This is a genomic window from Undibacterium sp. MH2W (assembly GCF_049340215.1).
Classification (GTDB): Bacteria; Pseudomonadota; Gammaproteobacteria; order Burkholderiales; family Burkholderiaceae_D; genus Undibacterium.
In genome coordinates this window covers 544,743-561,178 of sequence record NZ_JBMPPA010000001.1, presented here as the reverse complement: position 1 = coordinate 561,178, position 16,436 = coordinate 544,743, and the positions used below count along the sequence as shown (strand labels likewise).

Annotated in this window: 11 protein-coding genes; 4 read left to right on the top strand and 7 right to left on the bottom strand. The window is 45.9% G+C overall.

What is annotated here, in order from left to right; all coding sequences use genetic code 11:
- The first annotated feature begins 6 nt into the window (after positions 1-6).
- The 3 genes from ACO0K2_RS02340 to ACO0K2_RS02330 all read left to right on the top strand — a co-directional run bounded on the left by ACO0K2_RS02340 (position 7) and on the right by ACO0K2_RS02330 (position 2,562).
- Positions 7-429 carry a hypothetical protein gene (locus ACO0K2_RS02340; RefSeq protein WP_423015337.1) on the top strand — a complete coding sequence of 141 codons (423 nt, stop codon included), beginning with the start codon at positions 7-9 and terminating at the stop codon, positions 427-429.
- Positions 430-506: 77 nt separating this feature from the next.
- A complete protein-coding gene (locus ACO0K2_RS02335; RefSeq protein WP_423015335.1) occupies positions 507-992 on the top strand; it encodes a GNAT family N-acetyltransferase in 486 nt (161 codons plus the stop codon).
- A 124-nt stretch (positions 993-1,116) separates the two neighbouring features.
- Positions 1,117-2,562: a hypothetical protein gene (locus ACO0K2_RS02330; RefSeq protein WP_423015333.1), complete on the top strand. Its 1,446-nt coding sequence runs from the start codon at positions 1,117-1,119 to the stop codon at positions 2,560-2,562.
- A gap of 227 nt (positions 2,563-2,789) precedes the next feature.
- Here the strand turns inward: ACO0K2_RS02330 and ACO0K2_RS02325 are convergent, their stop codons facing one another.
- From ACO0K2_RS02325 to ACO0K2_RS02300, 6 genes are all read right to left on the bottom strand, one after another.
- Complete coding sequence (locus ACO0K2_RS02325) at positions 2,790-3,338, bottom strand: hypothetical protein (RefSeq protein ID WP_423015331.1); 549 nt, start codon at positions 3,336-3,338, stop codon at positions 2,790-2,792.
- Between the two features lie 407 nt (positions 3,339-3,745).
- The gene (locus tag ACO0K2_RS02320; RefSeq protein ID WP_423015329.1) at positions 3,746-5,446 is read right to left on the bottom strand and encodes a LeoA/HP0731 family dynamin-like GTPase; all 1,701 of its coding nucleotides are present in this window, start codon (positions 5,444-5,446) and stop codon (positions 3,746-3,748) included.
- 15 nt (positions 5,447-5,461) lie between these two features.
- Entirely contained in the window at positions 5,462-7,708 is a 2,247-nt protein-coding gene (locus ACO0K2_RS02315) for a hypothetical protein (RefSeq protein WP_423015327.1), read from the bottom strand.
- A 241-nt stretch (positions 7,709-7,949) separates the two neighbouring features.
- The gene (locus ACO0K2_RS02310; RefSeq protein WP_423015326.1) at positions 7,950-8,951 is read right to left on the bottom strand and encodes a helix-turn-helix transcriptional regulator; all 1,002 of its coding nucleotides are present in this window, start codon (positions 8,949-8,951) and stop codon (positions 7,950-7,952) included.
- Positions 8,952-9,133: 182 nt separating this feature from the next.
- Positions 9,134-10,462, bottom strand: a complete 1,329-nt coding sequence (locus ACO0K2_RS02305; protein ID WP_423015324.1) for an MFS transporter — start codon at positions 10,460-10,462, stop codon at positions 9,134-9,136.
- 132 nt (positions 10,463-10,594) lie between these two features.
- Entirely contained in the window at positions 10,595-12,130 is a 1,536-nt protein-coding gene (locus ACO0K2_RS02300; RefSeq protein WP_423015322.1) for a tryptophan halogenase family protein, read from the bottom strand.
- Between the two features lie 227 nt (positions 12,131-12,357).
- On the opposite strand from ACO0K2_RS02300, the gene ACO0K2_RS02295 reads away from it, so the two are divergent.
- Entirely contained in the window at positions 12,358-14,775 is a 2,418-nt protein-coding gene (locus tag ACO0K2_RS02295) for a TonB-dependent receptor (protein ID WP_423015320.1), read from the top strand.
- A gap of 255 nt (positions 14,776-15,030) precedes the next feature.
- Here ACO0K2_RS02295 and ACO0K2_RS02290 read toward each other — a convergent pair whose 3' ends face one another.
- The gene (locus ACO0K2_RS02290; RefSeq protein ID WP_423015318.1) at positions 15,031-16,374 is read right to left on the bottom strand and encodes a GH1 family beta-glucosidase; all 1,344 of its coding nucleotides are present in this window, start codon (positions 16,372-16,374) and stop codon (positions 15,031-15,033) included.
- Positions 16,375-16,436 lie beyond the last annotated feature (62 nt).

Genomic DNA, 16,436 nt, shown 5'->3' with positions numbered 1-16,436 from the left:
TCATTTATGAAACCAATAAACGTTCTCAGAACTTTGCTCGTTTCCGCCGTCGTACTAGCCATCGGGGCGGGGGCATGTGATGTGTTATTTCCGAATGCTGTTCCAGAGCAATCAAGGGAGATCTTTAAGGCGTTGCTCTCTTCACGCCAATTGCCCTCGGGGAGCCTTCCTATCGTTGCGTCGATTTCATACGAACTCCTGTTGTTAGCATCGGTCTTTGGCATGATGGTTCAAAAACGCTGGGGTATGCCGCTCGGCATGGTTGTGACTGGACTGACGATGGTCCAAGCGCTTCTACTTGGTCCGCATGCCTATTCTGGTTTAGCCTTCATGCTCAGTTACGCATCCAAGGTCGCTTGGGGCAGCGCTCTCGGGGTTGCTTTTTGTTTGCGTCAGTTTGAGAAGCATCCGAACCAAGATCGCGCTTAAGGGCGGTGCCTACTTTTAGAACATGGCCGTATTGATCGATGAGTAAATCCTAAAAACAACCACCAACACGAATTGCGATGAACCTCATCCCCTGGAATCAATTAACCCAAGTCGAGCGCGATGCTGTGGGTGCACTTCAGATCGATGAACGACAGGGAGAATATGCGGGGCCGATCTCAAGAGCGATTGCTGCCGTGGATAGTGCAACGACAGATGAAGTGATCGGTATGGCGTTTCAGATGGACGCGGTGATCGTTGGGTTTGTCGTTTTAAAGAGTGGCGCCTCGGCACCGTCCTGGGCGGGAGAAAACACGATCGTCATCAGTGCCATGCGTATCGATGCACAATATCAAAGTCGTGGTTTTGGAACCTTAGCACTCAATGCGGTGGCAACGTGGGTTCACTTGCACATGCCTTTGTGCACTTCGATAAAGTTGTCGGTTGACGAGGAAAATATTGCCGGAATTCGAGCCTATACAAAGGCGGGCTTTGTGGATGATGGCATTCGAGAAACTGGAAGAATTGGTTGGGTTCGTTATATGACGAAATCAATCGTGAGCTGAACGCCGTTCCTTCGATGTGGGTAAATTATGCAGAGAATAATCGTCGTTTTAAGCAAGTTTAATCCATTGCTCAACCCCGTATTCATATTGTGAATTGCAACACCCCTTCCCAAAGGATATCAACATGCAAGAAGCAACATCTCCCACCCTATTGGCTGCGTCCGATTCCAGAACAGTCTTGAGCTCGGTGTTACGATTTACCGGCGGTGTCATCGCGGTGCTCATGATGTTGCTTGTTTTTGTGATTGTTATCAATCTCAAAGATGAATCGCTCAGTCCGTCTTCCGAAGCGTTTTTAGCGATGTCGAAAAAGCCCATTGAGATGACGAATAATGGTTACGTCATATTGAACGCCATCGACGCGGATGAGAGCTTGGATGTTTTTAAAATCGGTCAGGAAGTGACGGCGCAATTGACTCGGGTCGCGCAAGACGATGCCTCGCGTCGCGATGGCGTTAAACCACTGAGCTATCAAAAATCGCCGGCTTTTACGTGGCATACGTTTCACCGTCAAAGTAAAGAATGCAAAGATGGGACGGATTTTTGTATTAAAGCAGATCTGTCTCATCGGAAAGTGTTGGAGGAAGCGTTAGCGAAAAATGCGCTTCTTCTGAAGCGATACGTGATGATTCAAGCACTGCCGCAGTTCTCAGAAGCACCAACGATTCTTCCTGAACTCGCTGTGGGAAATAATCTCGCGTTATGGCAGGGATCTGACATGGTGGTGACAGAGGCCGTGCTTGATATTGCCGATGGAAAAACGAAAGAAGGCATCGAGCAATTACAAAGAAACGATCTAGCACTACGTCGCTTACTGCGGCAGTCTTCGACCTTATTGACGAAGATGATGGTCAGGTCCATGTTGAGAGAACAAGTCAGAACGATCAGTGAATTGATGGAAGTCTATCCGCAGCTCGTCACAAGCGAGGGCGATGTGCTTGCTCAAATGCTGGTGCCGCTCACGAGCGACGAGTTATCGCTCGTTTCTACCTTTAATAATGAAGCGCAATATAGCTTGAATTACCTCACTACCTTCATGCATGCACAACCAAAGGAACAACAGGACTTGTCGGATCGTTTTTATTCCTTGTTTTACCAAGCGCATGCGACGCAAAATACAATGGCGGATCATTGGACCAAGGTCATCCAATCCCTCAACGTATTGCCCTCCGAGTTGGATCGCGCGCGTAGCAAGATCCAAGGAATGAGTGAAGCGTTAAATGACGATGCTGGCGTGCCTTATTTGCATTTCCTTTATAACCCCGTGGGCAAAACGCTTTTTTATGGTGGCGTTGCACCGTCCGATATCGCACTCTCTGAAATGGAGCGTATGGCGGATCTGGATGGATACATTCGTTTGGTGGGCTTGCAATTAGATAGCCGTCGTCACGGCATCACCAACGATAAGATGCAGGCGTATGTCAATGAGGCGAAAGAACCATTCAGAAACCCATATAACCATGCACCGATGACCTGGGACGCAACGCACCAGCAACTTCAATTTACTGGACGCCAAGCATATCAGGACAAAGTTGGAGCGAGAAAGATCTATGTGGTCAAAATGCTTTGAGATGACCTAGGTAGGAAAAGAGGATAAAAAAGCTAACCTGATTGACTATGCCGACTCGTAAATTATCGCCAGCGTCGGCATAGTCATTTAATCGCATAGGTCCTTTAGTGTTCGGTCAGTGGTAGATTGAAAAGTATCTCGTATACCCAAATACCTTAGAGGGACAATCTACGGCACATCATGAACAACTAAAAACACCAAGAAAAGGAATGGACATCGAGAGACTACTATTCTTTTATGAGCGCGTTAAAATCATTACTATGAATAACTTTCGACACAAGATTCTGAACAGCAGGTAACAGCGCTTCAGCCGTTCTTCTACACGCTGTTCCACCTTCAAAAGCGCTTTCAAATTGGTAGCTTTCAGACGCGTGCATGCTTTTTCCGTTAGATGAAGCCAAGCTTAAGCCGATATTCCACTCGCCATTTGTTAGACCTTTGCTCGAGGAGAAATTAAATTGATCGATCGTTCCAGTTAAACGAATCTTAGGATTTGTTGCATCGTACATTCCTGCGACCTTCAATTCATCAGCCAGGGCCGTCTGTAAATAACCTTGCATCGTCATATTAACCGGAGGTGTCATATCACCCACGCCCCTGCATGTTGCATCAAATTTTGTTGCCATCACAAACGGTTCAACGCGAATAGTGACAGCTGGTAACGCTTTTAAAGCCGGGAGGTTATCTGGCATTGGTGTGTAACGTTGTGGTGAATAACTTTGGCAACCAACCAGTATCAGCGATGCAAGTACTACGATCGTTTTTAATGTCTTCACAAGATATTCCAAAAAGAGAGTAATTCAAAAAATTGAGAATAATTGACATGCCCCGTAAGCGGGCTTTAGCTTCATTTATTTATATAAATAAAAGATAATTTGGCAATATTTTGCACCATTATAGATACTAAAATAGAAATTTATTTAAAGCAACTATTGATTAATATCGAGGCTATTCCTCTGCGAAATTAACGGCATGCTTGTGTCAAAACCGTTCTGGGAATCAATCAGACACTCATCCAATCAGATAACTAAGCTCCTCATTGATTAAGAGCTTAGTATCTCGTTTTACCTTCTATTTTTTTGTGCAATATTGCTGCTACAAGTCTTCTATATCAATCGATTAACTAATAATGGTAACGGACAGATTTCACCCTTCATTTTTTTACTAAAGACTTGAGTCGGTCTCAAAGCATATTGAATTCAACATCAATACTTTCACCGTTTTTTCGCCACTCATGAAACCTCGCTTGCTCAATCTTACGGGCAGTCACTTCTTGTTTTATTTCATCAATACTCGTTTGCAAATCGATCAAGGATGGGAAGAAGTCCCGCACAAAGTGATCGCTATTAATCAACTGAAGTAACTCGTCACGTTGCGTCTCAAAATCAGACTTCATCTTTAGAATCGCAATTTGAAACTGCTCTTTCTTTTTAGCCTCTTGCCAGCTATCCCATGCTTCTATGGCTAACCCAGCAAAAGCGAGCAAACCATTGAGGCCATTGGCTAAATTTGTCGCACCCCAAGGCTTGAAATGGAGTAGCTTGCCAAGATCTATACCAACGAAACCAGCGGCTTTCGTAATTCCATCACGTACAAGCAGAACTGTATCTTTGTTGATCATGTTACCTTTAAGCATATATCCCATCCCTTGGCGCCCAAGTTGATCAACTGCTGATTGGTAGTTCTGAATTTCGTCGACATAACTATTCGCCATCCCATTGATCGAATGCTTGATCGATTTAGTTTGGCGTTCAAATTCGTTTTGAATTTTATTATTCATCACAACGCCTCCACTACCAATTTCTCGTTCAAAGAATTCACCAAATGTTTCAATACTTGCGCCTTTTACCTGCAAAATAAGTCCAGAAAAATAACTAACAACAAATTCGCGCAAATGCATACGAACATCACTTACCTCTCCAAGGACAGCGTGCATTTGCTTTTGAAGATAGTTATTGGCAGATTCTAGTTTTGCCACTTCTGTCGATATCAGTTGGTCGTTCGCAATGGCAATTGGTAGTTGCTTATGTAATACGTCTCTGATAATCGTATTTTTTGTTTCTTCGATGAGTAACTCAATTCCACCACTTGAATGAATTTTCTCTGACGTTGCTTCTTGCAGTGAATGTATATGGGAAAGCGCCTGAAATTTTTCTGGATAAGATAACCAATATTCGGTGCCTAAATCAAACGGGTTCGCCGCAATACCAACAATCGCGAGGGCATTCGCCTCATCCGCATTGAGCTTAATTAAATCTGTTAGACGCCCAATCACGTTAGCTTTTTTGATAGATAGGGCCTCTTGATATTCCCTTTCATCTTCAACGTCAGCCACTTCATCAAAACGGCTTAAAACGAATACCGTACGAGGAAGAAGATTCAAATCGCGGAAAAGCCAATTAAGGTCTTCTTTGTGACTTTCTTTTATCGGGTTCGTTGAATTCATTACATACAAAATTAAGTGAGCTTCACTAACATATCTTTTAGTGATGTCTTTGTATTTCTCAATTTCGTGTGTGGATAGATTTGCTTGCTCTTTGAATCCGAATAATCCTGGCGTATCGATCAGTGTAAGATCATCTTCGAGATCGTAAATCTTGACTTCATTCGACGATTCTTGATGACTTATTTTCATTGTTGATTTATCAAGTCTACCCATCCATGCAGCAGCGATCGATGTTTTACCTTCAGAAAAACCACCGATCAACGCGACCTTTAGCTTCTCTCCGTCCATTGAGTTAATTGCAATCTGCAGTTTCTTATGGATATCTGTGTCAATAGAAATCGCTAGCTCATGGCCTTGTACGAGAAAGGATTCTAGTTTTTTTAAAATACGCAAAGACTTCTCTTGTTTGTTTTTAAATGTATCTACTGTTTTTTTCATATTTTTTCCAATTATTTATGCGATGTGAATAACACCAGCGGCATCTTCGGTCTGATTGGTGAGTGCGGTAATTTTTTTATCGATATCGGCGACGATACTTTTGAAGTGCTGTTCCGTCTGATGGAGCGCATCAATCATGGTGGAAAGCGACAACGCAGGCTCTCTGACCGTAATAGCCAACTGTTCAATTTTTGGTTCAAAATTCAGGAATGCGTTTTCAAAACTAGTACGCATCGACGCATGCATCGCCCGAGTAATATCACTTAGATTGGCACTGACGGCCTCGCGCTGTTGAGACTTTCTGTATGTTGAGCTAAAGAATCCCCGAACGGCTTTCACGACGCTAATCACAATACCCAGGGCACCTGCCGCGATTACTACCCAGCCGGCAGGGTTCCAAATCATTAAAGCACCACCGATGGCAGCGGCAATCAGGCTCGGTACATTGATACCGTTTTTTATATCGATTTTGAGATCAATCTGCTTCTCGATACCGTTAAATGTGAGATGACTATAGGCATCGATGGAGTCTTGTGCTATTTCTTTATAACGATCAAGAACATCAACGATCTTGAGCTCAAAGCGCTTTGTTTCTGCTTGAATCTGCAAGGGAAAATCGGATGCAAACTGCTCTTGTTGTAACTTGAGTTGATATTCAAACTGCGACTTAAAGGTATCATTATCCACATCGCTTTCGATGATCGAGTACATTTTTTCGCGCAAATTTTCTACAAATTTTTCAATACCGCGATCGCTACTCGATGAGATACGTGACTGAAGTGCCTCGAACGCACCGTCGATCTGGTCTATCGTATGTTCAGATTCTTTTTTCAGTTTTTCCTGAAGCGGCATCATGGTCTGTTGAACGATTTGCGTAATCGCTTGTTCTGCTTCAGACACGACAAACTTTGCTTTAGAAAAGTTAGAATGAGAGATTTTTAATTTCGCATTTCTAACAAGATTGACCGTAATGAATCGATAAAAATCGTTCATTTTCGTCCTATTCAGAATGTCATTTCCGTTGAATTTTTTACTGAATTTTTCTTTGCCACTCCAGTGATGTGATCCTGGTACAAGATGATTTGCTGCCGCTAGGAATGCAGGATATGCACTTAATGCCAGCGTACCTTTGTAATGGTCTTGTAGCTGCTCAGACATTTTTTTGTCAAGATCATCCAAACTCTGCTGTTCATCGTCGCCAATCGAAAGCCCATTCTCAATCTGAAGTGGGTTAGTGACACGTTTATTAAAAATCGTCCAAACCTCTGTCTGTGAATTGAGATGTTCTTTGATTTTTTCGAGCGTTCCTTTTTGTCCGTCCTCTCCTTTTTGCGGGGGGGCTGCTTTCCCAGTCACATAAAAGACCGCATGAGCTTTTTTGACGGCACCCTGCACACTGTCAATTACCAAACTCTCATTACCCTCGATACCAGGCACATCTAATAAAATAAATTCTTGGTCGTGTGCGGCGAAACGGTATTCATGCGTTTTTGTCGTAAAGTCGGATTTGCCGTTTCCGATGATATTGCCATCGGCATATTGCTCAAGATTTTTCTTTTCGACCTCTGCCTTCTGTAAATTATCGAGGCTCCCCTGCTTATTGCGTGTCGCCTGCTCTGCTTTTCTTTTTAAAAGCGCGAGCTCTTGGCGTCTAATTTCACTATGTTGATGAATACTTTCTTCTAATTTTTTTAATTCACCAATCTCGGCCATTTCCTTAAAAATCCAGATCAGTTTCTTCCATAGAGAAGCGGTTGTTTTTGCTTCCTCAATTTTTTTTTGTAAAGCGCTAACGGAATTTACTTCCGATTGATGAGTAATAAGGTGATTTTTCTCAAATAGTAACAAGTTAGTCTGAGCCTGGATCGATTCACTTTCAGCAAATTCAATTGCTGTATGGAGCTCAGAAAACCGCTGATCTGTGATGTTAAATTTCTTCTGAATGCTACTAAAAAGCTCACGCTCTTTCACCTTGCTACGTTCTTTTAAGATGATCCTCAGAGTTTCAATGATGGTCGACTTACCTGCATTAGTCTCACCATAAAACGCCATGACGAAGGTATTCCATTCGGCATTTTCTTCTAATGCACGTATTTCGCTTTTTAATTTAACTGAATGCGGTTTTAAAACAGCGATTGTTTTCTCATACTCACTATGAAGTTTGCTCTCCTTGGGAGAGGAACTCAAACCACGTAAAACCTCGTCGATTCTGGCCTCAACGGTGGTATAAATATTTTTATATTCGATCGAAATAGAAGTCATTGGCTATTGTTGAAGTGAATTAATTAAATGAAACAAAACAGAGATGGTGGATAACGATCGTTTTACTGACAAACTCTAAACAAATTCTCACTCAATATTTTGAGGAGCGTATTCGTCAGAATCACGAAAGTGAAAACAGCATAGTCTTCACTTGCGACATATTGCGTCGTACCCTCGATGAAATGAAACGATAAAAATGATTTCGGGGACTTTGTAGAGGTAGTTTGAGAATAAGGGGGGACTAGTCCTTATAGCGATCACATGCATCAACAAGTGCCTGTTTCATTGTAGCCCGCAGCGTTTTGGGTGCTAATACTTCAACGCTTGCACCATGACTGCGTAGCCATCGGTGTAAGCGCACTGTATTTTGTACCGTTGCACTGATTTCGATAATATCTTCCGAGACAATAGAGAACGTTTGATCTTTAGATAAGGCGGTTTCCAAGAAGGGATACCCGGCACGATCATAAAAACGAAGCACTAGACTAATCTCATTGCCATCACCACCAAATCCCATCCCATCTCGAGCGATGTAATGATCTAGATCAAATCCAACGGGAGACACAGTAGGCGTATCAAGAACTTTGACGTGATGAATTCGATGCAGCGCTAATAAGCGGACGTTGTCATAGCCTTTGAAATTTGCGACAACATAAATCACTGCGCCGTGTTCGATGAGACCCAACACATTAATTGCAGCATAGGTTCTTGCTTCAAGCTTCCCTGCTGGTCGATAGGTAAGTTCTACTTGCTTGCTTCTAAATAAGGCGTTGTACACCTCCTTCCGCACTGCAGGGTCATTGCTTGGTTTTTCTAAGACGAGATTCGTCTCAACTGTACGCACTTTATTAGGCCAAGCACGCACTGCACTGGCAGAAATATTCTCAGATAGCGACTTGGCAGCGCTATTAAAATAAAACGCTAAATCCTCTTCGATACTGCTTGGTAAAAGGCGGCTAGCAAATTGCTTGAGTAATAAAAAGCTTAATGCCTCCGTTTCACTTAACCCTGGCATCAGGCTTAGTGCCACATCCTTATTGAATTTCCACCCAAATGGCTTCTGCTCCTCATCAGCAACGATGCCGACGCGCGCAGAGAGCATTTGCAAATCACGTTCAACGGTACGCTTTGATGTCTTGAATCCACGGTCTTCAAGCGCTTTGTGTATCTCATTTGCAGTGCGGGTTCTCTCTTTAGATAGCAATTTGAGACACTCAATCTGACGCAGTACGGTTTCGGACATAAATTCTGATGAAAAACAAGATTACCAATACTTACCATTATTACATTTAAAAATAATAATACGGTGGTAATTTTGGTAATTATTTGTTCCTACAGTCAAAACAATTGCCACAAGTCATCTAACTAAGATGACTCAATGGCTCAGCGACAAATGGTGTCGCTGAGCCAGTTTCATGTCGCGAGCTATGAACGTGGTTCGGAAGAGACACCCTCACTCCCCTCTTCCTTCTGGTAAAACGGCGCATACCAGCACACCAAAAACGACGGAATCGTCGAGACCATCACAAACATGAAGTAATGCGTATAGCCAAGCAATTGCTGAAGGTGTCCGCTGATGACGCCTGTGACCATCATGCAGAGTCCCATTAATCCGGTACCAAATGCGTAGTGTGTGGTGGTGTAGTTGCCTGGGGCGAGTTGTTGCATCATGTAGATCATGAAACCGACTGAGCCGAAGCCGAAGAAGAATTTTTCGATGGCGACACCGGCGGTGATGAGGAACAGATTATCAGGTTGATAGATACTCATAATCAAAAACGTGACGTTGGGAATATTGACCGCGCAGCAGAGTAAAAACAGACTGGACTGCAAACCACGACGCGCCAGAAACCAGCCACCTAACATCGAACCAAGTAAGACGGCGATGAGGCCGTAGGTGCCATAAATAATGCCGAGTAGTTCGTTGCCTAAGCCCAGTCCGCCTTTGGCGATGGGATCGACCATAAAAAACGGACCGATTTTTTCTAGAAACCCAATACTTAAACGAAACAAAAAGGCAAAGGCGATCATTAACCAGATGCCTCGTTTCTGAAAAAAACTAGTGAACGAATCGCGCATAATATCGACGGCGGCGGCGACGTTGTCTGGCGTTGTTTTAGCTTTTGCGCCCTCTGGCATCACACGGCGGTGCCAGTACGACATCGCGATATTAATGACCGCCACAATCGCAAACACCACTTGCCACGCATCACGCCATTGCGCACCAAACACCGCAGGATCATGATGAAAAAAATCACTGTGTAGCTTGCCACTCAGATAGACCAATCCACCCGAGGCGATGATGGGGCCAATGTTCCAACTCAAGCCTTGAATACCGCAGTAGAGCGCTTGTGTTTTGCCGTCTAATGATGTGACATACACACCGTCAGAGGCGATGTCTTGCGTCGCTCCTAAAAACGAAATTCCCCAGAATAGAAACATCAATATGCCCATGTAATCAGGCAATGACATCACCAAGGCGACCCCGGCAAAAGCAAGACCAATGCAGAGTTGGCTACCGATGACAAAGAATTTTTTGGTGCGATACATTTCAACAAACGGTGCAAACAAAGGCTTAATGGTATAGGCCAGAATAAGGTAGCTGGCATATTGCGCTGCTTGGGCGTTATCCATCCCCATATTTTTGAACATGATGGCGGTCACACTGGTGAGCGTCATGTACGTGAGGGCCATCGTAAAGTACGTCGTAGGCACCCATAGCAAGGGGGATTTGGCAGGTTGATTGGATTGCATGTCTCGGCTTTCTTTTTTATTGATGTCACATCCTACGGCGCTTCTTGGTCTAAGTAGGGGTTGATATTCTTATCTGAAATCGGTCGTTATGAATGGTTGGCTCATGTTTTTTGCGCACGCTCTCAAGCGAGGCTATCTTCTCTGACACAAATGGTGAATGAGTGCGCGATGTGTCGGCAAATCTTTTAAAGCGCGATGGGAAAGCATGGCGATCATCTCAAACTCTTTCGCCGCATCCGCTGCGCGGTGCCAGACGTGAGGATTGGGTGGGAGTGTGGTCTGAAACTCCATGCCATACAACACGTATTGCCAACTTGAGCAGGGGTACATTTCAACATCACTGACAAAATCGAGCCGATGCGGTGGACGGGAGCGCCACATCGCGAGCTGTTGTTTCAGCTTGTCGCTGACGGGGTCGACATTATCGCGCCAGAAGGCACTATCTCGGCGCTGCGTCAGGCAGTAATGCATTTTGATGAAATCAACGATGCGCTCGTACCGCTGTCGCATGAGGTCGTTAAACAAGGCGGCAACCGGCGCTTGGTTTCCATCCATTGGGAACAGATAAGAAATGTAATAGGCTGCCGTTTCGACTAAGCCAATGCCTGAGGCTTCGAGTGGTTCCAGAAACCCACCCGAAAGACCGACTGCCACGCAATTCTTAACCCACTGTTGTGGCCGATATCCCAGTTTGAGTGAGATAACCCGCGCCGTGTGCGCATCGGCTGCGGGTCCAATGTAATCGCGGAGTGTTTTTTCGGCAGACACATCATCTTGATAGCGACTGGCGTAGACATAGCCGATGCCGCGACGCTGCTGCAAGCCAATATCCCAAATCCAACCCGCTGTTTGCGCTGTTGAGACGGTATAAGAGGGAATACTGCTCTCGGGGGATGAATAGGGCACTTGCATTGCCACTGCGCGATCGACAAACAAGGTGTCATCGACGGATTGAAATGGTGAACCAAGGGCTTTACCAATCAATGCTGCTCGGAATCCTGTACAATCAATATACAAATCCGCAGAGAGACGTGCACCTTCGCTGGTCAGTAATTCGGCAATGGCACCATCTTCTGTCAATACCACATCGGCGATGGTGGCTTGTTGGTGTTCAACGCCGAGGGTCTTGGCGTGACGTTCAAGTAAGCCAGCAAATAAACCCGCATCAAAATGGTAGGCGTAATTCATGGGCCCCAGAAAATCTTGATCGATCTCACGCTTGGGCGCATGGCATTGATCAGCGATCCGCTTTTGCATGGTCACCGCATCAGCAAACGCCACCCCTGTCGGGGCAACGCCTTGCAGCCAATACGGCAATAGCTCAGGACCGCCCGCACGTTGGCTGGGCAAACTGAAAGGATGAAAGTAATGATCGACGCCGGGCGTTCCTGGTGGGCGCACCCAATCCACAAACTTGATACCTTGTTTAAAAGTGGCGTGGCATTCACGAACGAATCTCGCTTCGTCGATGCCAATCGCCGCTAAGGTGCCCCGCATCGAGGGAAAACTCCCCTCGCCCACGCCGATGGTGGCGATCTCTGGCGATTCGACCACCGTCACTGCAACCGCGCCTGGCGCGGTGCTGCCCAGTGATTTGGCGAGAAAAGCCGCAGTCAACCACCCTGCTGTCCCTCCACCCACAATGATGACACGTGAAATCGTTTTCAAATTTGTCTCCGTATTTTTATTCTGAGCCGTGTTTTTTTTGAATTTCGGGTTGTGTGATCACAACAAGGCACAATAATAAATCAAATTTTGATGAGAAAGAGGGTTTTAATTTGACATTTTTCATCAAAGGTACGTAATATGAAAACGTTTTCAAGCAAATGAAAACCTTTTCAAACTAAAATTATGACCGGCATACCGGCATTCACTTACAAGTAATTAGGAGACCTATGAACGTTAGCCCCCACTACGCCCCTAAGAAACTGGGCTCGCCAATACAACTTGCTATCCTGACATTGATTGCCGGTATTCACTCTGCACATGCGCAAGAACAAAGCGGTGCAGCAGCACAGGCGAAAGCCATCGCTGACAATGGCAGCATGTCGGAAGTCATTGTGACTGGTACAAAGCGTGCAACATCTCTGCAAAAAACGCCTGTGGCGATTACAGCGATCGGTGCTGCTGCACTGGACGATGCACACGTACAAACAATTCAGGACGTGGTCAATCTGGTGCCTGGCTTCTCCGCCACGACAGAAGGTGATCACGGCGTCATTACGATGACGATGCGCGGTGTCGGTAACGATAGCGCGAAGACCGAATACGCTGATCCTGAAGTCGCGACATTTATCAATGGCATTTATTCACCGCGTCCAGAAGGCGCTACATCCCTTTTGTTTGACATGGAAGGTATCGAGGTCTTGCGCGGACCACAGGGTACATTGTGGGGACGAAACGCCACCGTCGGTGCCGTTAATATGCAAACTGCACGGCCCGTGATCGGCGAACGGTCGGGTACGATTGAAGGTGGCCTTGGCAGCTATAAACGTTTTGGCACACGCGGCGCGTTCAATGTCCCCGTCAGTGACACGATGGCCTTACGCTTTGCTTATGTTCATGAACAACACGATGGTTATGTTGATTACCAAACACTGCCGTCGATTTCCCTCTCAAGCCAACAGGCTGCGTATGCCGCCTCGAATAAAGGTAGTCTCACTGGCTTCCAAGCACTCAATCCCAACCTGTTTGTGACGAATGGTCCGAAATACGATGCACAAGACCAATCGGCAGCACGTATCAGCATGCTCTGGAAACCAACGTCAGCGATCACTTGGAACGTATCCTATGAAAAATATGCAGATCGTGGCACACCCAATATCAACTTGATGCAAACGCCACGTTCTGGTCAAGCATTGTGGTCAGCATTGATTGATACCGCGCCGTTTGTGAATCGGGATACGGACTCCATTCGCAGTCGTGTAGATTTCGCGATCAATGATGCAATGTCGCTTTCTTATATCGCAGGGTATTCAAAATTCAGCGGATCATCGAACTACGATCAGGATGGTGGCGCGAGTATTCCAACCAGTTTCACCACTGGTGCGACGCATCAAGAAAACAATACGGTCTCATCGCACTACACCAACTACAGCCACGAGTTTGAATTGCAATCGACGGGGAAACGTGATGTCGATTGGCTGTTGGGTCTGTACTACGGTGCAGAAACCAATGATATTCGCTTCGATATCCCTATCATGAACGGTACGCAACAAGGTAGTGTGGGTTGGCAGGGTTCGTTTATTCAACCAAAAGAAACCGTGCAATCAACGGCGGTATTTGGTCAATCGACTTGGAATCTCTCTGAGCAAACTCACCTGACTGGCGGTCTACGCTATACCAGTGATAAACGGACCAACGAAGGTGGCAATGGCTATACATGGAATGGTGATCCAACAGTCCCACAAGTACCACTCAGCGCCAACATTAACCCCACCATTCCAGGTCAAGGTTATAGCCCAAGTGTGCCATCCAACACAGGTTCTTACAGCAGCTCTAAACTGACTGGTTTGGCGCGGTTTAGTTATGACTTCGATCAAAACAACATGATCTATGTCAGCTACTCAACTGGTTATAAATCCGGTGGTTTGCAAGATGGTGGCCGGACGTATAACCCAGAGACCTTAGCCAACTATGAACTGGGCACGAAGCACACGCTCTTGAATGGTGCCGTCAAAATCAACAATGCTTTGTTCTTTGAAAATTTTAAAGGATATCAATTCAGCGCACCGGTGACCAATCCAGATGGTTCACACACATTGGCAACGAGCAATGCAGAAGGCGCTAAGATTGCAGGCTTTGAAACGGAAATCGCAGCGAAGTTAAGCAAGGACGACAAAGTACAAGCTTCTCTCGCTTACACCCCCAAAGCCACCTTGGGCAAATTGATTGCTGGCTCGAATGATTACTCACTGCCGAAATGCGTCGCCGATCCAACGATCAGTACTTGCGTGGATGTGACTGGCTTCACCATGCCACATACGCCAAAAGTGCAGTTGCAAGTGCAGTATCAACACACATTGCATTTGGCGGGTGACGCCACATTAACGCCACGGATCAGTGTGCATTATGAATCGGAAAGCGGCTTGAGCGTCTTTAGTGATTACTTTGGCGCACCTGATAAACAAGGTTCTTATGCAAGAGCGGACGTTGGCTTACGGTATGCCCGCAATAACTTCTATATTGACGGCTTCGTACGCAATGTCAGCAACAACAATATTAAAACCAGTGCACTGAATGGTTTTAATACATGGCAAGCGCAGTATCTGCCACCACGTACTGTGGGCTTTAATGCAGGTATCGACTTCTAAGTCATCGAGCTAGTCTCACTTGCCATCGCCCGATAAGGGCAACAGAGTTTTACCCGTCTTTGCCTCCCATGCCTTGTGCATTGGGAGGCTTTTTTTACTTGCGTCTTCGCTCGCCGTTTTGCCTATGTGTGAAACAAAAAGAGCCAGCTTTCGCTGGCTCCTTGTGGGTCTTACTGTATTTTTATGCTGTTACAGATTGCTTGATAATGCTCGATGCTTCTTGATATTGCTTAAGGAATAAACAGCGACAATCTATTATTTCTCTTGACGCTGCGATTGCACCACATCACGGTACCAGTAGGCGCTCTCTTTCAGTGTCCGTTGTTGGGTAGCATAGTCAACATAGATCAGTCCAAAACGCTTGCTATAACCCGAATTCCATTCAAAGTTATCCATCAAGCTCCAGTAAAAGTAGCCTCTCACATCCACGCCTTGCTCCATCGCTGCCTGCAGTGCTTGTAGGTGCATTTGAATGTACTCAATACGTGCTTGATCGTTGACCTGATCGTTGCTGACATGGTCTGCTGCTGCCATGCCATTTTCGGTGATATAGATCGGTGGTAAGTCTTTGTACGCTTCTTTCAAGCCAACCAGTAATGCCGTCAACCCTTGAGGATAAATTTCCCAATCCATATCGGTAAAACCAAGAACACCTGGGCGGGCTTTCGGTGGGTTGTCTGTGCTGACAAAGGTGCGGGTGTAGTAATTCACGCCCAGAAAATCAATCGGCTGCTGGATGATTTCCATATCGCCGTCCATCACATGAAATCGACTGAGGTCCATACGATCCAAGGCGCGTTGCGGGTAATGTCCCTTAAAAATCGGATCCATAAACCATTCTACCGAGCGGGCGTATTCCCATTGCGCCTCGGCGACATCCGCAGGTGACGCTGTTGCTGGGTCTGCGGGCCATTGGTTGAGGACGATACCGTACTGAGGTCCCGCATCGCCCGTCACTGCACGCATTGCTTTGATGGCGAGGCCATGGGATAACAACAGATGATGGGATACTTGTATCGACAAAGCGCGGTCTGCCACGCCAGGCGCAAACTGCGCATTACCGTAGCCAAGATTGGCGGTGCACCACGGTTCATTATGAGTCGCAATGGACGCAACCTGCGACCCAAAACGTCGCGCTACTTCAGCGGCATACTCCGCAAATCGTTGTGGCGTCTCGCGGCTCAACCATCCACCCAGATCTTGTAAGCCTTGTGGCAAATCCCAGTGATACAGCGTGATATGTGCTTGAATATTTTTTTCAGCGAGACGCGCAATTAACTTCGAATAAAACTCAAAACCACGCTCATTCCACGCCCCGTAACCGAGTGGTTGAACGCGTGACCATGAAATCGAGAAGCGGTAACTATCCACGTTTAACGAGGCGATTAAATCAACGTCGCTGGCATAGCGATGATAATGGTCGCAGGCCACATCACCGGTGCTGCCATCCAAAATGGTGCCGGATTGATGGCAAAACGTGTCCCAGATAGATGGACCACGGCCGTCTTCTAAGGCGGCTCCTTCTATTTGAAATGCACTGGTTGCAACGCCCCAATGAAAAGTGGGGGGAAAATGAAGCGGTCTAGATGTCGTTGGCATGTTTTTATGTTGTCAGCTGGTGGCAGCATCGACGACAAGATTTGCATCCCTCCTGCGTAAAT

Coding starts and splice junctions, on each gene's coding strand:
- ACO0K2_RS02340 (WP_423015337.1), top strand. CDS start 7: ATGAAACCAATAAACGTTCTCAGAACTTTGCTCGTTTCCGCCGTCGTA.
- ACO0K2_RS02335 (WP_423015335.1), top strand. CDS start 507: ATGAACCTCATCCCCTGGAATCAATTAACCCAAGTCGAGCGCGATGCT.
- ACO0K2_RS02330 (WP_423015333.1), top strand. CDS start 1,117: ATGCAAGAAGCAACATCTCCCACCCTATTGGCTGCGTCCGATTCCAGA.
- ACO0K2_RS02320 (WP_423015329.1), bottom strand. CDS start 5,446: ATGAAAAAAACAGTAGATACATTTAAAAACAAACAAGAGAAGTCTTTG.
- ACO0K2_RS02315 (WP_423015327.1), bottom strand. CDS start 7,708: ATGACTTCTATTTCGATCGAATATAAAAATATTTATACCACCGTTGAG.
- ACO0K2_RS02310 (WP_423015326.1), bottom strand. CDS start 8,951: ATGTCCGAAACCGTACTGCGTCAGATTGAGTGTCTCAAATTGCTATCT.
- ACO0K2_RS02305 (WP_423015324.1), bottom strand. CDS start 10,462: ATGCAATCCAATCAACCTGCCAAATCCCCCTTGCTATGGGTGCCTACG.
- ACO0K2_RS02295 (WP_423015320.1), top strand. CDS start 12,358: ATGAACGTTAGCCCCCACTACGCCCCTAAGAAACTGGGCTCGCCAATA.
- ACO0K2_RS02290 (WP_423015318.1), bottom strand. CDS start 16,374: ATGCCAACGACATCTAGACCGCTTCATTTTCCCCCCACTTTTCATTGG.